The 18,788-nt window shown below is 43.9% G+C and carries 22 protein-coding genes, 1 tRNA gene and 1 riboswitch; of the genes, 8 read left to right on the forward strand and 15 right to left on the reverse strand.

The window, feature by feature from the left end; genetic code table 11:
* Nucleotides 1-14 precede the first annotated feature (14 nt).
* From trmL to queG, 3 genes are all read right to left on the reverse strand, one after another.
* The gene (gene trmL / locus M1D69_RS16280) at nt 15-497 is read right to left on the reverse strand and encodes a tRNA (uridine(34)/cytosine(34)/5-carboxymethylaminomethyluridine(34)-2'-O)-methyltransferase TrmL (protein WP_458105501.1); all 483 of its coding nucleotides are present in this window, start codon (nt 495-497) and stop codon (nt 15-17) included.
* A 37-nt stretch (nt 498-534) separates the two neighbouring features.
* Nucleotides 535-1,464, reverse strand: a complete 930-nt coding sequence (locus M1D69_RS16285; RefSeq protein WP_101863735.1) for an amidase domain-containing protein — start codon at nt 1,462-1,464, stop codon at nt 535-537.
* 78 nt (nt 1,465-1,542) lie between these two features.
* On the reverse strand, nt 1,543-2,688 hold the full coding sequence (queG, locus tag M1D69_RS16290) for a tRNA epoxyqueuosine(34) reductase QueG (protein ID WP_458105500.1): 1,146 nt from the start codon (nt 2,686-2,688) through the stop codon (nt 1,543-1,545).
* Nucleotides 2,689-2,770: 82 nt separating this feature from the next.
* Between queG and M1D69_RS16295 the strand changes: the two genes are divergently transcribed.
* Nucleotides 2,771-3,394, forward strand: coding sequence for a hypothetical protein (locus M1D69_RS16295; protein ID WP_458105499.1), 624 nt, complete (start codon nt 2,771-2,773; stop codon nt 3,392-3,394).
* Between the two features lie 90 nt (nt 3,395-3,484).
* On the opposite strand, the gene M1D69_RS16300 is transcribed toward M1D69_RS16295, so the two are convergent.
* Nucleotides 3,485-3,558 (reverse strand) — tRNA-Gly (locus M1D69_RS16300).
* A 193-nt stretch (nt 3,559-3,751) separates the two neighbouring features.
* Between M1D69_RS16300 and M1D69_RS16305 the strand changes: the two genes are divergently transcribed.
* Both M1D69_RS16305 and M1D69_RS16310 read left to right on the forward strand, forming a co-directional pair.
* Complete coding sequence (locus tag M1D69_RS16305) at nt 3,752-3,952, forward strand: helix-turn-helix transcriptional regulator (RefSeq protein ID WP_458106131.1); 201 nt, start codon at nt 3,752-3,754, stop codon at nt 3,950-3,952.
* A gap of 1 nt (nt 3,953) precedes the next feature.
* Nucleotides 3,954-4,427 carry a hypothetical protein gene (locus tag M1D69_RS16310; RefSeq protein ID WP_458105498.1) on the forward strand — a complete coding sequence of 158 codons (474 nt, stop codon included), beginning with the start codon at nt 3,954-3,956 and terminating at the stop codon, nt 4,425-4,427.
* Between the two features lie 17 nt (nt 4,428-4,444).
* Here M1D69_RS16310 and rpsN read toward each other — a convergent pair whose 3' ends face one another.
* The 6 genes from rpsN to M1D69_RS16340 all read right to left on the reverse strand — a co-directional run bounded on the left by rpsN (nt 4,445) and on the right by M1D69_RS16340 (nt 9,213).
* The gene (gene rpsN / locus M1D69_RS16315; RefSeq protein ID WP_193660293.1) at nt 4,445-4,714 is read right to left on the reverse strand and encodes a 30S ribosomal protein S14; all 270 of its coding nucleotides are present in this window, start codon (nt 4,712-4,714) and stop codon (nt 4,445-4,447) included.
* Between the two features lie 107 nt (nt 4,715-4,821).
* Nucleotides 4,822-5,352, reverse strand: coding sequence for a hypothetical protein (locus M1D69_RS16320; protein WP_458106130.1), 531 nt, complete (start codon nt 5,350-5,352; stop codon nt 4,822-4,824).
* Nucleotides 5,353-5,443: 91 nt separating this feature from the next.
* Nucleotides 5,444-6,580, reverse strand: a complete 1,137-nt coding sequence (ssuD, locus tag M1D69_RS16325; RefSeq protein WP_458105497.1) for an FMNH2-dependent alkanesulfonate monooxygenase — start codon at nt 6,578-6,580, stop codon at nt 5,444-5,446.
* A gap of 19 nt (nt 6,581-6,599) precedes the next feature.
* On the reverse strand, nt 6,600-7,433 hold the full coding sequence (locus tag M1D69_RS16330; RefSeq protein ID WP_081638258.1) for an ABC transporter permease: 834 nt from the start codon (nt 7,431-7,433) through the stop codon (nt 6,600-6,602).
* Complete coding sequence (locus M1D69_RS16335; protein ID WP_458105496.1) at nt 7,427-8,428, reverse strand: aliphatic sulfonate ABC transporter substrate-binding protein; 1,002 nt, start codon at nt 8,426-8,428, stop codon at nt 7,427-7,429. Before M1D69_RS16335 ends, M1D69_RS16330 begins: the two co-directional genes overlap by 7 nt.
* A gap of 17 nt (nt 8,429-8,445) precedes the next feature.
* Nucleotides 8,446-9,213, reverse strand: a complete 768-nt coding sequence (locus tag M1D69_RS16340; protein WP_458105495.1) for an ABC transporter ATP-binding protein — start codon at nt 9,211-9,213, stop codon at nt 8,446-8,448.
* A 397-nt stretch (nt 9,214-9,610) separates the two neighbouring features.
* Here M1D69_RS16340 and katA point away from each other — a divergent pair, with 397 nt between their 5' ends.
* Nucleotides 9,611-11,062 carry a catalase KatA gene (gene katA / locus M1D69_RS16345; protein ID WP_458105494.1) on the forward strand — a complete coding sequence of 484 codons (1,452 nt, stop codon included), beginning with the start codon at nt 9,611-9,613 and terminating at the stop codon, nt 11,060-11,062.
* Between the two features lie 67 nt (nt 11,063-11,129).
* Here katA and M1D69_RS16350 read toward each other — a convergent pair.
* The 4 genes from M1D69_RS16350 to M1D69_RS16365 all read right to left on the reverse strand — a co-directional run bounded on the left by M1D69_RS16350 (nt 11,130) and on the right by M1D69_RS16365 (nt 15,493).
* Nucleotides 11,130-12,280, reverse strand: a protein-coding gene (locus tag M1D69_RS16350) for an IS3 family transposase (protein ID WP_439024324.1) whose coding sequence is annotated in 2 segments (ribosomal slippage) — nt 11,130-12,007 and nt 12,007-12,280 — 1,152 coding nt in all. Because the reading frame shifts where the segments join, the coding sequence is not laid out codon by codon here.
* Nucleotides 12,281-12,391: 111 nt separating this feature from the next.
* Entirely contained in the window at nt 12,392-12,577 is a 186-nt protein-coding gene (locus M1D69_RS16355) for an FbpB family small basic protein (protein ID WP_458106129.1), read from the reverse strand.
* A 142-nt stretch (nt 12,578-12,719) separates the two neighbouring features.
* Nucleotides 12,720-14,492 (reverse strand): phosphomethylpyrimidine synthase ThiC, encoded by a 1,773-nt coding sequence (gene thiC, locus M1D69_RS16360; RefSeq protein WP_458106128.1) that lies wholly within the window; start codon nt 14,490-14,492, stop codon nt 12,720-12,722.
* A 132-nt stretch (nt 14,493-14,624) separates the two neighbouring features.
* A riboswitch (TPP riboswitch) is annotated at nt 14,625-14,732 on the reverse strand.
* Nucleotides 14,733-14,800: 68 nt separating this feature from the next.
* Nucleotides 14,801-15,493, reverse strand: coding sequence for a Type 1 glutamine amidotransferase-like domain-containing protein (locus M1D69_RS16365; protein WP_458106127.1), 693 nt, complete (start codon nt 15,491-15,493; stop codon nt 14,801-14,803).
* Between the two features lie 101 nt (nt 15,494-15,594).
* Here M1D69_RS16365 and M1D69_RS16370 point away from each other — a divergent pair, with 101 nt between their 5' ends.
* Genes M1D69_RS16370 through M1D69_RS16380 form a run of 3 tightly spaced genes read left to right on the forward strand, consistent with a single transcriptional unit; the run spans nt 15,595 to nt 17,332 of the window.
* Nucleotides 15,595-15,819 (forward strand): spore coat protein, encoded by a 225-nt coding sequence (locus tag M1D69_RS16370; RefSeq protein ID WP_458105493.1) that lies wholly within the window; start codon nt 15,595-15,597, stop codon nt 15,817-15,819.
* Nucleotides 15,816-16,175 (forward strand): spore coat protein, encoded by a 360-nt coding sequence (locus M1D69_RS16375; protein ID WP_458105492.1) that lies wholly within the window; start codon nt 15,816-15,818, stop codon nt 16,173-16,175. Before M1D69_RS16370 ends, M1D69_RS16375 begins: the two co-directional genes overlap by 4 nt.
* A gap of 20 nt (nt 16,176-16,195) precedes the next feature.
* The gene (locus tag M1D69_RS16380) at nt 16,196-17,332 is read left to right on the forward strand and encodes a zinc-dependent alcohol dehydrogenase (RefSeq protein ID WP_458105491.1); all 1,137 of its coding nucleotides are present in this window, start codon (nt 16,196-16,198) and stop codon (nt 17,330-17,332) included.
* A gap of 40 nt (nt 17,333-17,372) precedes the next feature.
* Here the strand turns inward: M1D69_RS16380 and M1D69_RS16385 are convergent, their stop codons facing one another.
* Nucleotides 17,373-17,570 carry a hypothetical protein gene (locus tag M1D69_RS16385; RefSeq protein ID WP_010333477.1) on the reverse strand — a complete coding sequence of 66 codons (198 nt, stop codon included), beginning with the start codon at nt 17,568-17,570 and terminating at the stop codon, nt 17,373-17,375.
* Nucleotides 17,571-17,723: 153 nt separating this feature from the next.
* Between M1D69_RS16385 and M1D69_RS16390 the strand changes: the two genes are divergently transcribed.
* On the forward strand, nt 17,724-18,500 hold the full coding sequence (locus M1D69_RS16390; protein WP_458105490.1) for a sporulation protein: 777 nt from the start codon (nt 17,724-17,726) through the stop codon (nt 18,498-18,500).
* The last annotated feature ends 288 nt before the right edge of the window (nt 18,501-18,788 follow it).

Below are 18,788 nucleotides of genomic sequence, written 5' to 3' on the forward strand. Positions count from 1 at the left end.
GAGCGGGTTTTTCACTATTTTAAATCTCGGTAATTTTGCTGATGCAGCGCCTCATACACAAGAATCGCTGCGGTATTGGACAGATTTAGCGATCTGACATGCTCTGTCATCGGAAGACGCAGGCATCGGTCCATATTATTTTGAATTAATTCCTTTGGTAAACCGCTTGTTTCTCTTCCGAACACAAAGAAATAATCCTCGTCAATATCCGTGTAGTCAAAAGATGTATGCGGCTTTTGGCCGAATTTCGTGATAAAGAAAAACTGCCCTTTTTTATATGCCTCAAACAATTCTTCTAACGAGTCATGATACACCACGTTTACAAACTCCCAATAATCAAGTCCGGCGCGCTTCAGCATTTTATCATCAGTTGAAAAGCCGAGCGGACGAATCAGGTGGAGCGTTGTATCTGTTGCTGCGCAAGTACGTGCGATATTCCCTGTATTAGCAGGAATTTCTGGTTGATATAAAACGACATGTAATGCCACTGTGTTCACCTCTATTTTTCTTATCCGCCCATCATTATATCATTAATTACTCTTTTGTCGTATCATCAACGATATGAAAAAAGGCATATCGGATAGACGGTGTGTATGCAGTTGAATCCTCGTATGACCAATACCTCATCCGGCTGTCATAGGACTGGGCGTTGACAAGCGGCATATTGCCTTTGTCCTTCGCCACCACAATCGTTGTGTGATTAAACCGGCCGTCTCCCTCAAAATCATAGCAAATCACATCACCCGGCACCAGCTCTTCCGCTGATTTCACCCGAACCGCCCGAAGGCCGGCCTTGGAATTCGTCAAATACATTTTCATCGAGTGCGCCACCGTCCAGCTATAGCTCCACGAGCTTTGGTTCATCCACCAGCCAGATCCTCTGTTCGGGTGACCGCGCATTGGCGCTCCTCCTGCATGAAGACACTGAGAAATAAAATTCGTGCAATTATCGCTGAAATTTTTATAAGCCGGATTACGCTTGTTCCAATATTTTTCGGCATATTGTACCGCTCCGAGCCGATCATATTGAAAAGCTCGGCCAAACGCTTCCCTTTCTTCCTGTGAATAGTCAATAATGCTTTGGCCTTCACTAAACCCCGCCGGTTTTTTTATCACTTCCTGATCCTTAATCAGAATTTGATCATAAACAAAAGCGACTCTTTCTTCTATCTGCTCTTCCATATACAGGCTGTCATCCTGCTCCTTGTATAGATATTCGAAGTGTATGATATACCTGATGCAGGCGGTTCCGTCATCCTCAACCTGCACATAGTCAATGACAGCTTTTGCTTTCGCTTTTATCATCTCAATCTTACGTTTTTCCAGAAGCTTTTTCTTTCGTTCCATGACTTCCAGGTCTCCGACTTGAGGCTCCTGTCTCAGATCATGCCCGTTGACCAGATAGCTGAGACGCTCCTCCGCTAGTTGTTCTAATATGTGCTTCAAGCTCACCCCACCCGACATACTTTTTATAGAGAAAAAACACTTGGCTTCATCTCAAGTGTTTTTTCCTTCTGCTCTATACGTATGTCAGGACAAGACTTATTTAGTCATGCCGGCTTTTAGCAATTCGATTCCTTTTTCAATTTCCTGCTTTGCCTCTTCATCATTTTCTTTTTCCAGTGCTTTTTCAAGCTCCTCCGCGTATATGTTGTCTCCGATTTTCCCGATAGCCCAGGCAGCCGTTCCCCTGATTACCGGGCGCGGGTCTTTATGCATAAGCTCCGTCAGTTCAGGCAGTGCGGAGGTGTCTTTAAAGTGGGCAAGCGCCAAAATCGCATTCCGCTGAATCGGTTTTTTTCCGCGCCACGAGCCTGAAACATGTCCGAATTTCTCTTTAAATTCACGGTTGCTGATGGTTAAAAGCGGCTTCAATAACGGTTTTGCAATCTCGGGGTCCGGTTCCATCTCTGGATGCAGATGAAAATCCTTCCCTTTATTAATTGGACATACCGTTTGGCACGTATCGCATCCATACAGGCGGTTTCCGATTTTCGTGCGGAATTCATCCGGCAAAAATCCTTTTGTCTGGGTCAGAAAAGATATACAGCGCTGAGCGTTAAGCTGCCCAGGGTTCACAAGCGCTCCCGTCGGGCAAGCATCTAAACATTTGGTGCATGATCCGCACATATCCTCAATCGGCACATCCGGCTCGAAAGGTATATTTGTAATCATTTCCGCCAAATACACATAAGACCCGTACTCTGGCGTTGTAATCATACAGTTTTTGGCGCTGAACCCAATTCCGGCCCGTTCCGCCACTGCCCGATCAGACAATTCACCCGTATCGACCATTGATTTTGTCCTGATATCCTCATGCTTGCTTCTCAGAAAATCCTCCAGAAGATCGAGCTTTTCCCGCAGGACGTCATGATAGTCCTTTCCCCAGGAGGCTCTGCAAAAAATGCCTCTGCGCTCAGTTCGCGTGCTTCTTGGCGCATCCTTCATTCTCGAAGGATAAGCAAGTGCAATGGCCACGATTGATTTCGCTTTCGGCAAAAGCAGCGTCGGCGTCACTCTTTTTTCAATATCAGGCTCTTCAAAACCGGAAAGATATCCGAGTGACTCCTGAAGAATCAAACGGTCTTTTAAACTGTCAAATGTATCAGCGGTCGTAAAACCGATCTTGTCCACGCCAATGCTTTTCGCGTATTCAATTAATTCTTCTTTGAGCTGATAAACGTTCATGTTTTGCACAGCCTCCTTTCTTTGTGATAAAACAATACAGGGTTTATAATAGGTTGATATCCTGTAACTGGAGTGAATGCTTGTGAATATCAAACTTGATTCTGTTATTACTGAACGTGCGGTCGGCTTACAAGCGGCGGCTGTGATTTATAAGAATATCGAAGTCAGTTCCTCTCCGCAAATGCTGAAAGGCAGGCTTCGCCTATTTCAAGAATCCCTGTTTTTCGACTATGCGGACGGCGGAATATCTGATGAATCCTTCGCCAAGGAATGGCAGGAACTTTTTAAACAGCTTAACCCTTCATTTGAGGGAGAAACAACCCCAATGGAGGACATGCTGATCCCGATATCCAAAGAACAATTCATGGAAAGCGAGGATTCAGCCCATGATACCATACATTTTTTCGCGTTAAAATATTCTCTCCCCATTATGATCTATGATGCCGGCAAGCTTCGGGAGCCTGTCCGGATTTCAGTAGGAGAAAAAGATAACATACTGATTTATTCTGATGAAGACGGGGTATTCGGCGATTTCAAAAACAAAGCCAATCAAAAACCCGTCACAGCAGATACAAAAAGCATGCTGCAAATCATCTTTTTCCCGCCATCGATTAAAAAAGAAAACGCCGTTAACCTATTAACATCATTAACGAAAATGTTTGAACAAATTCACGGCGGCGGCCATACAGTACATTGGCTTACGTAAAAGAACACGAGATTCGTGTTCTTTTTCACATAAAAAAACGCAATACTTCGTTTATCTGAGAAACGAAACACTGCGTTAATAACGTATGTATGGAGCGGGTGATGAGAATCGAACTCACGACATCAGCTTGGAAGGCTGAGGTTTTACCACTAAACTACACCCGCATTTGTTATTGTCGGTGTCAGCACCGCTTTGACTTTTATTATGTTACACGTTTATTAATTTTTCGTCAAGAGAATATAAAAAATTTGTCGAAAGAAATTTTTATTTTCGTAATGTTGTTAAGTTCCATTTACATAATGTTAAATAAACTATACAATGGAAGAAAGTGAGAATGTGAAGGTGGCAGACGTCATGATGAAAAACAAAGTGAAAGAGCTCAGAGCGCGCTTCAGCTATTCTCAGGAAAAACTCGGAGAAACGGTCGGCGTCACGAGACAAACGGTCGCAGCAATTGAAAAAGGAGACTATGTTCCCTCACTGTTATTAGCATTAAAAATCTGCAAAGCCTTCTCCTTGAAAATGGAGGATGTCTTTTGGCTAGAGGAGGAAGACTAATATGGGCATGAAAACAAAAGCAGCATTTCACCTCGTTTTGTTCGGCCTTGCATGCTGGACACTGATTTCATACTTTGAAGCTTCGGAAGGCATTGGAGCCTTTTTCAGCACAAGGAACGGCCAGATGATGTTTGATATAAACATTACCCCGTTTATTCTTTTTATTGCGGCAGCTGCAGTTTATATCTATTTACAAAAGAAAAGCCGACCTGCGTCAAAACATCTCCTGCTGCCAGATGAATTTGAGGAACAGGATGAAAGAGAGCAGATGATGACGGCAAAAGCCTGCCGTTCGTCATATATCGCCGTCTACTTTTCACTGCCTGCCGCCGCTGTCCTGCTCATTTTTTATCCGCTGTTTCAGTCACACATTCCCTTTTTCCCTATTATTATCGTGTTTATCATCATGATCATCCAGCACCTATCCTACGTCATTTCCTTCAAGAAAAATGAAAAAAACTCCGGCGCGGTGTAATCGTCCGGAGTTTTTTCTTACCAGCTTGCTTTTTTCACACCCGGAATTTGGCCTTTATGCGCCAGCTCCCTAAATGCAATTCTGGACATTTTAAATTTTCTTATATATCCTCTCGGGCGGCCCGTTACCATACAGCGGTTATGGAGCCTTCCCGGTGCTGAATCTCTCGGCAGCTTGCTGAGTGCTTCGTAATCTCCTTTTGCCTTTAACTCTTGTCTGATAGCATCATATTGTTCAACAAGCTTCTGGCGTTTTAATTCTTTTGCCACTTTTGATTTCTTAGCCAAAAAAAAGCCTCCTTTAAATCGTAATATTTACGATTTAAAATGTATCACGATGTATTCTAAAATGCAAGCACACCGCTCGGTAAAACAGACGGCCGAAGCCGTCCATTCTATTTGTGCAATTCAACATAATAAAGCAGAGCATCTTTATGTTGAATCAGTTCATTTTTGTTTTCAGAGGTTTTCATTGTACCGTTAGAATCCTTTATGCTGCTGCCGATCAATATCGGTTTCCCAAAAGAAATTGGCTCCGCTGATGATATATTTTGAGTCATTTCCTGTGCAGCGCTGACGTCACGCTGAAACGATGAAGCAGCCGTGCTGGTCCCTTGTTCATCAACAATGCCAAAGTGAACGGTGCTCATTTTTTTCTGACTTTCCTCATTCTCAAAATAAACAAATTGTAATGTAGCGGGATTTTCTTCCGTGTAATCAGCAGTTACCCGACCTATCGTTTCAACAAGCTTTCCGTTTTGGTAATGTTCAATGTACATGTCAGCCCCAGAAATGCTTTCGTTGATATTAGTCACTTCAGCAGCGAAGGAATGCGAAGCCGCAATCTTCATTCTGTTTTTTTCAATATCTGAAACATCTGCCTCTTTGATTTCCATGTGCTTTGTATTTCCGCATGCGGACAGCATGAACATCAGAGTAACGGCACTTATAAGTATTCTCAGAAAAAACAGCCCCCTTTTTTGATTATCATACCATGTTCGGCGGCTGTGTTTTCACTTAAACTGACGCATGATTCTCTTTGACAAAATAAGTGTTGCCGACGGCTTCTCCTCTTTTTTTCTGAAGTTTCCTTATCCGCTCATTTTCGAATGGCAAAAGCGGGAAGACGAGCTCTGCAAAATAGTACGCTTCTTCTAAATGAGGATAGCCGGAAAAAATAAATGATTCAATGCCGAGAGCGTGGTACTCCGCTATGCGGTCGGCAATGGTCTGCGGATCTCCGACAAGAGCCGTGCCTGCCCCTCCTCTGACAAGGCCGATACCCGCCCACAGATTCGGGCTGATTTCAAGCTTTGTCCGATCGCCTCGATGAAGCTCCGCCATCCGCTTTTGACCCGAAGAATCAGCACGGTGCAAAGCGTTCTGTGCTTTGGCAATCGTGTCATCATCCAAATGGCTGATTAAACGCTCAGCCGCTTCCCACGCCTCATGTTCTGTTTCACGGGCGATCACATGCAGCCTAATGCCGAAGCGCACTGTTCTTCCCTCTTTTTCCGCTTGCTTTTTGACTCTCTCAATCTTTTCTTTTACCTGTTCAGGCGGCTCACCCCACGTTAAATACACATCTGTATGCTTTGCCGCGACTTCAATTCCAGCCTGTGAGGACCCGCCGAAATAGATAGGCGGGTGCGGTGCTTGCCGCGGCGGGAATAGCAGATTGCTGTTTTCCACTTTTATATGTTTTCCTTCATAGGTAACCGTTTCTCCGCGCAAAAGCCCACGCCAAACAGTTAAAAATTCATCTGTTGCTTCATAGCGCTCATCATGACTGATAAACAGTCCGTCCCCGGCTAGCTCGTACGGATCGCCGCCTGCCACAACATTAATCAGCAGCCGCCCATCTGAAATGTGATCTAAGGTAGAGGTCATTCTGGCTGCAAGAGAAGGCTGCATTAACCCAGGCCGTACCGCGACTAAAAACTTTAAGTCTTTTGTTTCTCCGGCTAACGCCGAGGCTGTGAGCCAAGGGTCCTCGCACGATCTTCCCGTCGGCAGAAGGACTCCTGTATACCCCAGCCTGTCAGCGGCCTGCGCCACTTGTTTAAAGTATTCATGATCCGCCGTCCGTCCATCACTTTCTGACCCTAAATACCTTGCGTCTCCATGCGTCGGAATAAACCAAAGAATGTCCATATCAATCTCTCCTTTTCGTCTATTTTCCCTCGTAACTGTTTCTCCACTTTAATAGCTTTCGTTCAAGCAGCCTAACAAAAGAATCCGTCAGCTTTCCAACCACCGCAAAAATGATAATCCCCGCAAACACTTTATTTGTTTGTGAAAATTGTCTGGCATCCATGATCATATAACCGACACCTGAGCTTGAACCCATCAGCTCCGCTACAACAAGCCCAAGCCATGCAATACCCAGCGATAAGCGAATGCCGAGCAATATATTGGGCAGGGATGCCGGCACAATCACTTTTGTCATCTGCTGGTGCCATTTAAATTCAAGCACCCGGGCAACTTCGAATAGCTTAGCGTCAACTCCGCGAATGCCGTTAAATGTATTGATATACACAGGGAAGAAAGCGCCGAGCGCAATCAGCAAAATTTTAGATATTTCATCAAAACCGAACCATAAAATAAACAGCGGCGTGACAGCCAGATGCGGAACAGTTCTGAGCATTTGCAATGATGGGTCAAGATACAACTCCGTCCGTTTAGAAAATCCGGCCAAAATTCCGATCAAAAGTCCAAGCCCCGCACCAAGTACAAAACCAAGCGCTGCCCGGTATATACTGATTTGCAGATGGCCAAAGAGCTCGCCTGTCAAAATGAGCTCTTTAAACGTCAGCAAGATCGCAACAGGTGTAGGGAGCACTGTCGCCGACACGATGCCAAGACTGCCGATCACCTGCCAGATGGCTATAATCACAGCAGGCAGCAGAAGCCCCTTTGCCCACCCGTATTTGATTCTATGGGGCTTTCTTTGTATCGCTTCAGCATTTGCTTTCGGCAGTGAACCTGCAGCCTCTGCTTTCATGATGGATCACCTCCAGAGACTTTTTCCTTTAACGCTTTTTTGATAAATGAATTATCAACAACTTCTCTCACATCAATTTTCTTATCTATCGCTTTTGTTTTAAATTGAAAATCCGCTGTCTCCTGCTGCGCTTTTATAATGTCTTCACTAATAACCTCATTCAGAGGCTCCGTATTTTTCAGCACATTTTCAACGACCTTTTTATCGAGATCTTTTATTTTTGCATACAAGTCAGCCGCTTCAGCCGGATGTTCCTTTTGCCAAACAACCGCCTGATTAAATACCTTGAGAAAACGGACCACTTCGTCTGGATGTTCCTTAGAGAATGTTGTTCTAACTAATGTAAACCCTGGTGAATATAAATCGGTGCTTTCCCCGTTCACAAGAAGTTTCGCTCCGTGTTTGATTGTTTCTAAGGATAAGTACGGCTCCCAGATGGACCAAGCGTCAACCGAACCGTTTTCAAACGCAGAGGCCGCTTCATCAGGCTGCAGCTGAATAACAGTCACGTCATCAGCTGACAAGCCTGATTGATCAAGCGCTTTATACAAAAAGTCAAAGCCGCTGCTGCCTTTCGCTACAGCAATTTTCTTTCCTTTTAAATCTTTGACCTCCTTAATCCCGCTGGCTGGATTCACAAGTATGCCGTTCGCCTTTAATCCGTCCTGAGACAAGCCGATTTCTTTAAAATCAATGCCTGCCGCCTGTCCAGCGATCACTGGTGAATTGCCGACTTGAGAAAAGTCAAGTTTATCTGCTGCAAGCCCTTCAAATTGTGGCGGCCCGCTTTGAAACTCCACCCATTTCACCTTGATGCCTTCTTTTTCAAAAGCCTCTTCAAACCAGCCTTTTTCCTTGGCAATTAAAAGCGGGCTTAAGCTTTGCTGTATTCCGATCCGAATTTCTTTCAATGGTTTTTTATCACCGCTGGCTCCATTTGCTCCGCACCCTGCCAGCAGAAAAAAAATAGATGCCAATACAATGATTCCTTTTTTCATCTCTGCTTCAGCCCTTTCTATATCCCTGATCCTTCTGCATACTCAAAGTTTTCTGTTTTTTCGAATTCCGACAGCACTTTCTGTCTGATCGCTTGGAAATCAGGCGTCGTCCTGTTTCGGGGATAAGCCAGATGAATTGGCATCAGCTTATGAATTTTTCCCGGTTTGGCTTTTAGGATCGCAATCTCATTCCCTAAATAAACAGATTCATCTATATCATGAGTGACGAGTATCATCGTTGTTTTTTTCCTCCGCCATATATCCAGCAGCACGTCTTGAAGGTGTTTTCGAGTAAACGCGTCTAACGCACCGAACGGTTCATCCAAAAGCAGCACCTCCGGCTCCCGCAGAAGAGCTCGTGCGATGGCCACTCTTTGAGACATACCGCCCGACAGCTCACGCGGATACGCTTTCTCACATCCTTTTAATCTGACAATCTCGATCAGTTCATCTACCTTCTGTTTGACTTTTTGATCTTTCAAATTCAAATCGGCGGCAATATTCTGCTCAACCGTCAGCCAAGGAAAAAGACGGTGTTCCTGAAAAATAAATCCTTGCTGAATACCTGGTGCAGTCACATGGCGTCCGTTAATTTCGACACTCCCGCTATAATCAGAATCAAGTCCTGCAATTATCTTTAAAAGTGTGCTTTTTCCGCATCCGCTCGGTCCGATGATCGTTAAAAACTCACCCGGTGCAATTGATAATTGAATATTCTCCAAGACCGTAGTTTGGCGGCCTTCTTGAGCAAATGCTTTTTCCTTGATGTTGATGGTCACAGCCACTTTTAACCCTCTCCTTCCGCCAACCCCGCCTTCTAAAAAACAAAAAGGCCCCCATCTCTGTTTTTGTAGAGATGAGAGCCTTCGGCGGTCCGATCAGCTGCCCAATTGTTTTTTTGTTTGAATATCATGTTAATTCAAATTATTCCGATATGTCAACTCTTTTTTATTCAACATTTTTTGGATGAATGTTTATCACTTATATTTCATATTCGCAAATAGCGCTTATTTCTATGAACCCTCGATTACCTCTATTAAACTGTTCTGCCAAAGGTTTTCGGCTTTTTTTAATAGTTTTTATCGTATTATACAAATGATTATTTTATAATAATTATAAAATAATATTGACTTTTTACTTAGAGATGATATTATGTTCTTATCAATTCCAAGAGGTGATGACATGAGTTCAAATAAACTGACAACTAGCTGGGGAGCTCCAGTTGGAGATAATCAAAATTCAATGACTGCCGGTTCTCGCGGACCAACTTTAATCCAAGATGTACACTTACTCGAAAAATTGGCCCATTTTAACAGAGAACGTGTTCCTGAGCGTGTCGTTCACGCCAAAGGTGCAGGCGCACACGGTTATTTTGAAGTGACGAACGATGTAACAAAATATACAAAAGCTGCTTTCTTATCAGAAGTCGGCAAACGCACGCCTTTGTTCATCCGTTTCTCAACAGTTGCCGGTGAACTTGGCTCTGCTGACACCGTACGCGACCCGCGCGGATTTGCTGTTAAGTTTTATACAGAAGAAGGAAACTATGACATCGTCGGCAACAATACGCCGGTATTCTTCATCCGCGATGCGATTAAGTTCCCTGATTTTATCCATACACAAAAAAGAGATCCAAAAACACACTTGAAAAATCCTACAGCTGTATGGGATTTCTGGTCACTTTCACCGGAAGCTCTACACCAAGTGACGATCCTGATGTCTGACCGCGGAATTCCTGCTACACTTCGCCACATGCACGGTTTTGGTAGCCATACATTCAAATGGACAAATGCCGAAGGCGAAGGCGTATGGATCAAGTATCACTTTAAAACAGAACAAGGCGTGAAGAACCTTGATGTGAAGACAGCAGCAAAAATTGCCGGTGAAAACCCGGATTATCATACTGAAGATCTGTTCAATGCAATCGAAAACGGCGATTTCCCTGCATGGAAATTATATGTGCAAATCATGCCTTTAGAAGATGCAAATACGTACCGCTTCGATCCGTTTGATGTCACAAAAGTATGGTCTCAAAAAGACTATCCGCTCATTGAAGTCGGCCGTATGGTTCTTGACAGAAATCCGGAAAACTACTTTGCAGAAGTAGAACAAGCAACATTCTCACCTGGAACACTGGTCCCCGGTATTGATGTATCACCGGATAAAATGCTTCAAGGGCGTCTGTTTGCGTATCATGATGCGCATCGCTACCGTGTGGGAGCAAACCACCAGGCCCTGCCGATCAACCGCGCACGCAACGAAGTAAGAAACTATCAGCGTGACGGACAAATGCGCTTTGACAATAACGGCGGCGGCTCCGTCTACTACGAGCCAAACAGCTTCGGCGGACCGACTGAGTCACCTGAGGATAAACAAGCGGCTTATCCAGTACAAGGAACGGCTGACAGCGTAAGCTACGATCACAATGATCACTACACACAAGCCGGCGATCTCTACCGTTTAATGAGCGAAGAGGAACGCACCCGCCTTGTAGAAAATATCGTAAATGCCATGAAACCGGTAGAAAAAGAAGAAATCAAACTCCGCCAAATCGAGCACTTTTATAAAGCTGATCCTGAATACGGAAGACGCGTAGCAGAGGGCTTAGGTTTGCCGATTAAAAAAGGAGTTTAATAGCATAGAAAAAAACCCGCTGTTTAGGGACTGACCCCCGTTTTTGAGACAGGGATCAAAACACCTTTTATACAGCCAATTGCCGATAGCTTATCGGTGATTGGCTGTTTAGTTTCGTTTGAATACGAATGTTGTTATAATAATAAATGTATTCTTTGACAGTGCGTTCTACGATGGCGGTCGTGGTTCGATCAATGCTGTTAAGATAGAACGTTTCAGACTTTAGTGAGGAATGAAACGATTCGATGGAGGCATTATCAGCGGGCGTCCCTTTGCGGGACATGCTCATGGTAATGCCTTTTGTGTTAACAGCTTTTTGATACTCGTAAGATGTATACACAGATCCTTGGTCACTATGTAACACGCAGTTCTCAGGCAGCGTTGGCAGCTGATCAAGTGTGTTTAAGACAAAGTCTGTGTCCTGCTTATCGCCAATCGTAAAAGCAATCACTTCTCCATTGTATAAATCTAATATACTGGAAAGATACAATTGTTTCTGTCCATAAGGCAAATATGTGATGTCCGTTACTAGTTTTTCAAGAGGGCGATCAGACTGAAAATTCCGATCCAACATATTATCGACCACGGCATATGGCTGCCCATTCTTCTTGCGCTTTTTCACCTTAACCCGGCACTGCCATTGATTTTTCTGCATAATACGCTGAACCGTTTTATGGTTGATACGCATTGTCTTTTTTAGTATGGCTGTGATTTTCCGATATCCATATCGATACTTGTGCTCTCGGCACAACGTGCCGATTTGTTTTTCAAAATAGCGCTTGGGATGATCTTTCGTCTGATTCTTCTTCCAACGATAATAAGACGCTCGAGAGATACCTAAATGAATACAGATATCCTGCACGGTCATTGTGCTGCGCAATCCTTCTACAAGTTCGACTGACGTTTCGCTATCAACTTCCTTTCCAATTCGTTGTACTTTTTTAGAACTTCATTTTGTTGTCTCAGATAACGATTCTCTGCCTGCAGTTTCTCTAAATCGGAAGCATACTCCGGCCCTTTTCCGTAAGTGTATTGCTTTCCAACAGGCTGTTCGAATCTATGTGTATCCCCAGCCTTATGCCATCTAACCCACGTCTTAATCTGTGTCTTATTCTTAATTTTTAATTTCTCCATGATCTCTTTCATAGGCACGCCTGCCAATCTCATTTCTACAGCCTTCTGTTTCACTTCAACCGGATAACTCACTCTTCTCCCCATAGAAAAAACACCTCCAAGTCTAATTTCGGCTAACAATCATCCGTTTTCAAACTTGAAGGTGTTTTTTATTTGTCTCATCTTATGGGGTCAGTCCCTTATTCAGCGGGTTTTTTACATAGATTTACGGTTTGCCGTATGCTTCTCGTCAATCTTCATATAAATTTTCTCCATTAACTCCTCGCTATTCATTATCTCCCGCTTGTTCTTTTCAATAAGAAGCGCCAGCGGCAGCATCTGATTGCCATATGTTTTTCGTTTTCTGAAGCGTCTTCTCCCTTTCTCTTTTTTGGTTCCCATCATTTCTCCCTCCTTTAAAAATAAAAAAGGCTCTTATCTCAAAAGATAAGAGCCTTCGGTGATCCGATCAGCAAATGTTGGAAATGTATATTAGCTATATTTAAACGTATTCAATTCGGCCTGTCAATGACTTTCTATACTGTTACTTATAAAGTTTGCTCCCTTGATTCACAAATTCCTCGGCTTTTTCTTTCATGCCCTCTTGAATGGCATCCCACTCATTAAGCTCTTTGTCTTTGGCATAATCACGGATATCCTGAGAAATTCTCATGCTGCAAAATTTCGGCCCGCACATCGAACAGAAATGAGCCGTTTTCGCCCCTTCAGCAGGCAGGGTCTCATCATGATATTCAAGCGCTCTTTCCGGATCAAGCGACAGGTTAAATTGGTCTCGCCAGCGGAATTCAAAGCGGGCTTTTGATAAAGCGTCATCTCGTTTTTGCGCTCCCGGATGCCCTTTTGCAAGGTCAGCCGCATGCGCCGCAATTTTGTATGTAATAACCCCTTCCCGCACATCTTCACGGTTTGGCAGCCCCAGATGCTCCTTCGGCGTCACATAACAAAGCATGGCCGTACCGTACCAGCCGATCATCGCCGCTCCGATCGCTGATGTAATGTGGTCATAACCCGGTGCAATATCCGTCGTCAGCGGTCCTAGCGTGTAAAAAGGCGCTTCTTTACAGATTTCCATTTGTTTATCGACGTTCTCCTTGATTTTATGCATCGGCACATGACCCGGCCCCTCAATCATCACCTGAACATCATGCTTCCAGGCAATTTGCGTGAGTTCTCCAAGCGTCTCTAATTCAGCAAACTGCGCTTCGTCATTGGCATCGGCAATTGACCCTGGGCGAAGCCCGTCTCCAAGAGAAAAGGCAATATCATATGTTTTCATAATTTCACAGATTTCTTCAAAATGAGTATACAGAAAGCTTTCCTGATGATGAGCCAGACACCACTGTGCCATAATCGCTCCTCCGCGTGACACAATTCCCGTTGTCCGTTTAGCAGTTAGCGGCACATATCGCAGCAAAACACCCGCGTGAATCGTAAAATAATCCACACCCTGTTCAGCCTGCTCAATCAGCGTGTCACGGTAAATTTCCCATGTTAAATCCTCCGCTACACCGTTTACTTTTTCAAGCGCTTGATAGATCGGAACGGTGCCAACAGGAACCGGGCAATTTCGGATAATCCATTCACGCGTCGTATGAATGTCTTTCCCTGTGGAAAGATCCATCATCGTATCTGCTCCCCAGCGAATTGCCCACGTCATTTTTTCCACTTCTTCTTCAATCGAAGATGTAACCGCTGAATTCCCGATATTCGCATTAATTTTCACATGGAAATTTCGGCCGATAATCATTGGTTCACTTTCCGGATGATTAATATTTGCTGGAATAATCGCCCGGCCGCTGGCTACTTCCTCTCTGACAAATTCGGGAGTCACATGCTCACGAATAGCGATAAACTCCATTTCAGGGGTAATCATCCCCTTTTTCGCATAATGCATTTGAGTGACATTTTGACCCGTTTTCGCCCGCAGCGGCTTCCGCTTTAATCCGGGATAGCTTACATGAGGGTTAGCCTTTTTATAGCCGTTGTCTTCTGGCTTCACAGCACGTCCATCGTATTCCTCAACATCGCCGCGCCCAGTGATCCACTTGTGGCGAAGCGGTTTTAAACCTTCTTGAATATTAATTTTTACATCGGGGTCCGTATACGGTCCGCTTGTATCATAGACACGAACCGGCGCGTTTTCCTCTTCGCCGAATGATCCTGTCGTCGGACTGAGTTCGATTTCTCTCATCGGCACTTGAATATCCGGCGAAGCCCCCTCTACATATACTTTTTTACTCCCTGAAAAACTCGACATAATGGAAATGTTGGCTTGCTGCACTGAATGATTTTGCATCACTTATCCTTCCCCTCTCTTTGTTTGAAAGGACAAAATCAAGCCCATAACCAGCACAAAAAACCGGATTCAATTGAATGAACCCGGTTACAGTCAGAAAGAAACATATTATTGCAGTATTCAGCAATAATAAAAACAATTCCTCTACTTCCCCACGCTGGTACGAACCAGATCAGGTCCAAAGGGTTAAGAAGCATATCTTCTCTCTCAGCCCGTCAGCGGGCACCCCCAGTAACTATTAATTTCGCACTTATCGTATCATAAAAACAAACTGAAAAAAAGAGCAATGTATAAAATATTCAGCAAATTCAAGACAAATATGTAATCGGCAATGCTCTTTCAGAGATTTCATTTTCATGAAGCACCACCCGATACGCTTTTGCATCAGATCTTGAACTCACAGCCTGAAAAAACTGATCATCAATAAAATGAAGAGCTGCTCCATCATCCGCTGCATAACCGCTGCTCAACGCTTTCGCTGATATCATGTGATGATATGCAGGTCTCCGATCCTTTTCACCATCATAATGAGGACAAAAACTGCCTTGCAAAAAACCCAAGCTTTTCAAACCGGTCAGCGGTCCGGCAGAATCCGTCACACCTTCTTCAAACCAGCAGATCGCACCTGCACTTAATCCCGCTAAAATAATCCCGTTCTCCCAAGCTTTTTTCAATATGTGATCCAGTCCCCACTCCTTCCACAGCACCAGCAAATTTCTTGTATTTCCCCCGCCGACATAAATCACATCTTTCTCCATAATAAAGGAGGCTAAATCTGTTGTCGGCGGCTTAAATAAAGACAAATGAGACGGGTCACAATCAAGCTTTTGAAAAGCATGATAAAACCGCTGAACATAATTCTCCGCATCCCCGCTTGCCGTTGGCAAAAAACAAATGCGAGGTGAGGGCTGCTTTGATTGATTAATGATAAATTGATCAAGAACGAGATGATCTGGTTCCATTGAAAAACCTCCGCCGCCCATCGCAATAATCTGTTTCATCATTCGACTCCCCCAAGAAAATATTTTACCCATTATAGCACTTTCGCATAAAAGCATGATACAAGGTAAAAATACCTTTGAATCAGGAGGTGACCGAAAAAATGGAACAAGACCGTTTGGCAAACCACGAAACAGTTGATTTACACGAAATCCTCAACTTCAAAACCGTATGTTTACTTAAATCAAAAATGATGCAGGGACTGGTGTTCGATCAGGAACTGAGAGCCCTTATGGAGAAGGATGTACAGCAGTCTGTACGGGACGTAACTGAGCTTCAGAGCCTCTATCAAAAGGCCCCGACAATAACAGGAGGTGACTGTCATTGAACGATTTCTTAGACCCGAAAAACGCAAAAGGCATGCCTGACCTTACTGATTCAGCACTTGCCCTCGATTTCTTAATTTCCGTAAAAACCGGTATCAAAAATTATGCTGTCGCCATCACGGAAACCGCAAGCCCAGAACTCAGAACAGCATTGCGCAATCAATTGGACGCCGCTATTTACCTGCACGGAGAATTATCACAGCTCATGATGGAAAAAGGCTGGCTTTTCCCTTCTGACTTGGACAAACAATTTCAAATCGATATGAAATCAGCACAAACAGCCGTTGATATCGCCGGGCTAAAACTTTTCCCCGATCACACGAACCGTCTCGGAACATTCGCAACGCCCGATCACTAAACAATAAGGAGACATTATGAATGAAAGCTGTTACGTATCAAGGCATTAAAGACGTCCGCGTCAAAGAGGTAAAAGCGCCAGAAATCAAAAAACCTGATGATATCATCGTCAAACTGACAACCACAGCAATCTGCGGATCTGATTTACACCTAATTCACGGCATGGTTCCCAATTTTCCTGAAGATTATATCATCGGCCATGAACCAATGGGCATTGTTGAAGAAACAGGCCCCGACGTTCACAAGGTTAAAAAAGGCGATCGTGTCATCATACCGTTTAACGTCAGCTGCGGCGAATGTTTTTTCTGCAAAAACCAGCTTGAAAGCCAATGTGACAATTCAAATGCAAACGGCGAAGTCGGCGCTTATTTTGGCTATTCAGACTCAGCAGGCGGCTATCCCGGAGGCCAGGCTGAATACATGCGCGTCCCCTATGCTAACTTCACTCCCTTTAAACTGCCTGATGACTGTGAAGTAGAAGATGAGAAATTGGTATTGCTTTCAGACGCTATGTCGACAGCCTATTGGAGCGTAGACAACGCAGGAGTAAAAGAGGGAGATACCGTCATTATTCTCGGCTGCGGTCCTGTCGGGCTGCTCGCGCAAAAATTCGCATGGATGAAAGGCGCCAAAAGAGTCATTGCAGTGGATTATGTAGACTATCGCCTTCAGCACGCCAAAAAAACAAACAATGTAGAAATCGTTAATTTCGAACATCATGAAAACGCCGGTTCATATTTGAAAGAAATCACACAGGGCGGTGCAGATGTCGTCATCGACTGCGTCGGAATGGACGGCAAAATGTCCCCGCTTGAATTTCTCGCCACCGGTGTTAAAATGCACGGCGGAGCCATGGGTGCCCTGGTAACGGCGGCACAGGCTGTCAGAAAATGCGGCACAATTCAGGTGACAGGTGTGTATGGAATGAGATACAATGCATTTCCATTCGGAGACTTCTTCCAAAGAAACGTAAATATTAGAACCGGCCAAGCCCCCGTCATTCATTATATGCCGCACCTATATGAACTGATTGCTACAGGTAAAGTAGATCCGGGCGACATCATTACCCATGTTTTGCCGTTAGATCAAGCAAAGCACGGATATGAGGTGTTTGATACGAAAACAGACGGAGCCATTAAAGTGCTTCTTAAGCCATAAAAAAAGACGGTCTCTCATTTTGAGAAGCCGTCTCTCTATTTTATTGCTCCACTCTTCGTAACGCTTCGTTTACTGTTTCTTTTATAAACGCATCTTCCCCAGTCAAACTGTCTAATCTAAGTTCACCGCTTCTCAGTCTTTCTGAAAGATTGTTAATGTCCTCCTCGACTGTGATTTGCAGCTCACCAGCTAAAAACATTCTATGTAATTCATCAGCGACCATCGTTTCTTTATTCATTCACGTCTCCTCCTTTACTTAAGCATCACTTTTAGTCTGTCCCTCAGATAAACGAATATAGGAAAAAAGGTTCATTTATTTCAAAATAAACGAACCTTTTTTCCTTCTTTCCACGTATAACTGTTGAGAAAAAGAAAAAGGGGAAGATCTAATATGTCATTTTTTAAGAAACTTGCAGCAAGTGCCGGCATCGGTGCAGCAAAAGTCGATACCATTTTGGAAAAAGATGCGTATTGTCCAGGAGAAGAAGTCCGCGGAACTGTACATGTAAAAGGCGGGAAAATCGCCCAGGATATCCGTTATATTGACTTACAGCTCAACACAAGATATGTCATTGTAAAAGACGATGAAGAGCATCGGAAACACGCAACAATTCATTCTTTTCGGGTAATGGGTTCATTCACCATTCAGCCTGGAGAAGAGCACCAATTTCCGTTCTCCTTCATCCTGCCTCTTGATACACCGATTACTGCAGGGAAGGTAGAAGTCGCCGTGGTGACAGACCTTGATATCGAAGGCGGTATCGATAAGTCCGACCATGACCGCATTTTCGTTGAGGCACACCCTTGGATTGAAAATGTGCTGGAAGCAATCGAAAACCTGGGCTTCCGCCTTCATGAAGCAGACTGCGAACAAGCGCCTTACTTCCAGCGCAGACTTCCATTTGTTCAAGAATTCGAGTTCGTTCCGACATCAGGCTACTATCGTCAGATGCTTGATGAATTAGAGCTTATTTTCCTTTTAGACGAAAACGGTTTAGACATTATTTTCGAAGTCGACCGCAGAGCAAGAGGACTGCGAGGATGGCTGGAAGAGATGTATAATGACGGAGAGCAGCTCGTACGTGTCCGTTTCAGACAATCAGAGCTTGAAGATGCAGAAGATCTTGAAGAGGTGTTAGAAGAGATCATAGACCAATACGCTGAATAAATGAGAAAAAGGAGCTCTCAAATAAGCTTGGCTCCTTTCTTAGATGAAATATAAAAACCCGTTTCTTATATGAAGAAACGGGTTTTTCAATATACCGGTGGACCGCATTCTACGTTAGACACACATTGATGAAAAGTAACTTCGTATTGTTGTCAATACGTTCTCCACATCATGTTACGTTTTTGGTTTATAATAACTCACTATGTATAAAATCACCACAATAGTGTTCGTTCATAAGTAATAAAATTCAAATTATAAAAATGAGTCTAACCATCTTCCTGAATATTT

The organism is Bacillus sp. PK3-037 (assembly GCF_054161355.1).

What these genes read in the sequence shown, in the direction of transcription:
- M1D69_RS16285 (WP_101863735.1), bottom strand. Translation starts at nt 1,464, where the DNA reads ATGTCGGGTGGGGTGAGCTTGAAGCACATATTAGAACAACTAGCGGAG.
- queG (WP_458105500.1), bottom strand. Translation starts at nt 2,688, where the DNA reads ATGAACGTTTATCAGCTCAAAGAAGAATTAATTGAATACGCGAAAAGC.
- M1D69_RS16305 (WP_458106131.1), top strand. Translation starts at nt 3,752, where the DNA reads ATGAAAAACAAAGTGAAAGAGCTCAGAGCGCGCTTCAGCTATTCTCAG.
- M1D69_RS16310 (WP_458105498.1), top strand. Translation starts at nt 3,954, where the DNA reads ATGGGCATGAAAACAAAAGCAGCATTTCACCTCGTTTTGTTCGGCCTT.
- M1D69_RS16320 (WP_458106130.1), bottom strand. Translation starts at nt 5,352, where the DNA reads ATGCTGTCCGCATGCGGAAATACAAAGCACATGGAAATCAAAGAGGCA.
- ssuD (WP_458105497.1), bottom strand. Translation starts at nt 6,580, where the DNA reads ATGGACATTCTTTGGTTTATTCCGACGCATGGAGACGCAAGGTATTTA.
- M1D69_RS16335 (WP_458105496.1), bottom strand. Translation starts at nt 8,428, where the DNA reads ATGAAAAAAGGAATCATTGTATTGGCATCTATTTTTTTTCTGCTGGCA.
- katA (WP_458105494.1), top strand. Translation starts at nt 9,611, where the DNA reads ATGAGTTCAAATAAACTGACAACTAGCTGGGGAGCTCCAGTTGGAGAT.
- M1D69_RS16355 (WP_458106129.1), bottom strand. Translation starts at nt 12,577, where the DNA reads ATGGGAACCAAAAAAGAGAAAGGGAGAAGACGCTTCAGAAAACGAAAA.
- thiC (WP_458106128.1), bottom strand. Translation starts at nt 14,492, where the DNA reads ATGCAAAATCATTCAGTGCAGCAAGCCAACATTTCCATTATGTCGAGT.
- M1D69_RS16365 (WP_458106127.1), bottom strand. Translation starts at nt 15,493, where the DNA reads ATGAAACAGATTATTGCGATGGGCGGCGGAGGTTTTTCAATGGAACCA.
- M1D69_RS16370 (WP_458105493.1), top strand. Translation starts at nt 15,595, where the DNA reads ATGGAACAAGACCGTTTGGCAAACCACGAAACAGTTGATTTACACGAA.
- M1D69_RS16380 (WP_458105491.1), top strand. Translation starts at nt 16,196, where the DNA reads ATGAAAGCTGTTACGTATCAAGGCATTAAAGACGTCCGCGTCAAAGAG.
- M1D69_RS16385 (WP_010333477.1), bottom strand. Translation starts at nt 17,570, where the DNA reads ATGAATAAAGAAACGATGGTCGCTGATGAATTACATAGAATGTTTTTA.
- M1D69_RS16390 (WP_458105490.1), top strand. Translation starts at nt 17,724, where the DNA reads ATGTCATTTTTTAAGAAACTTGCAGCAAGTGCCGGCATCGGTGCAGCA.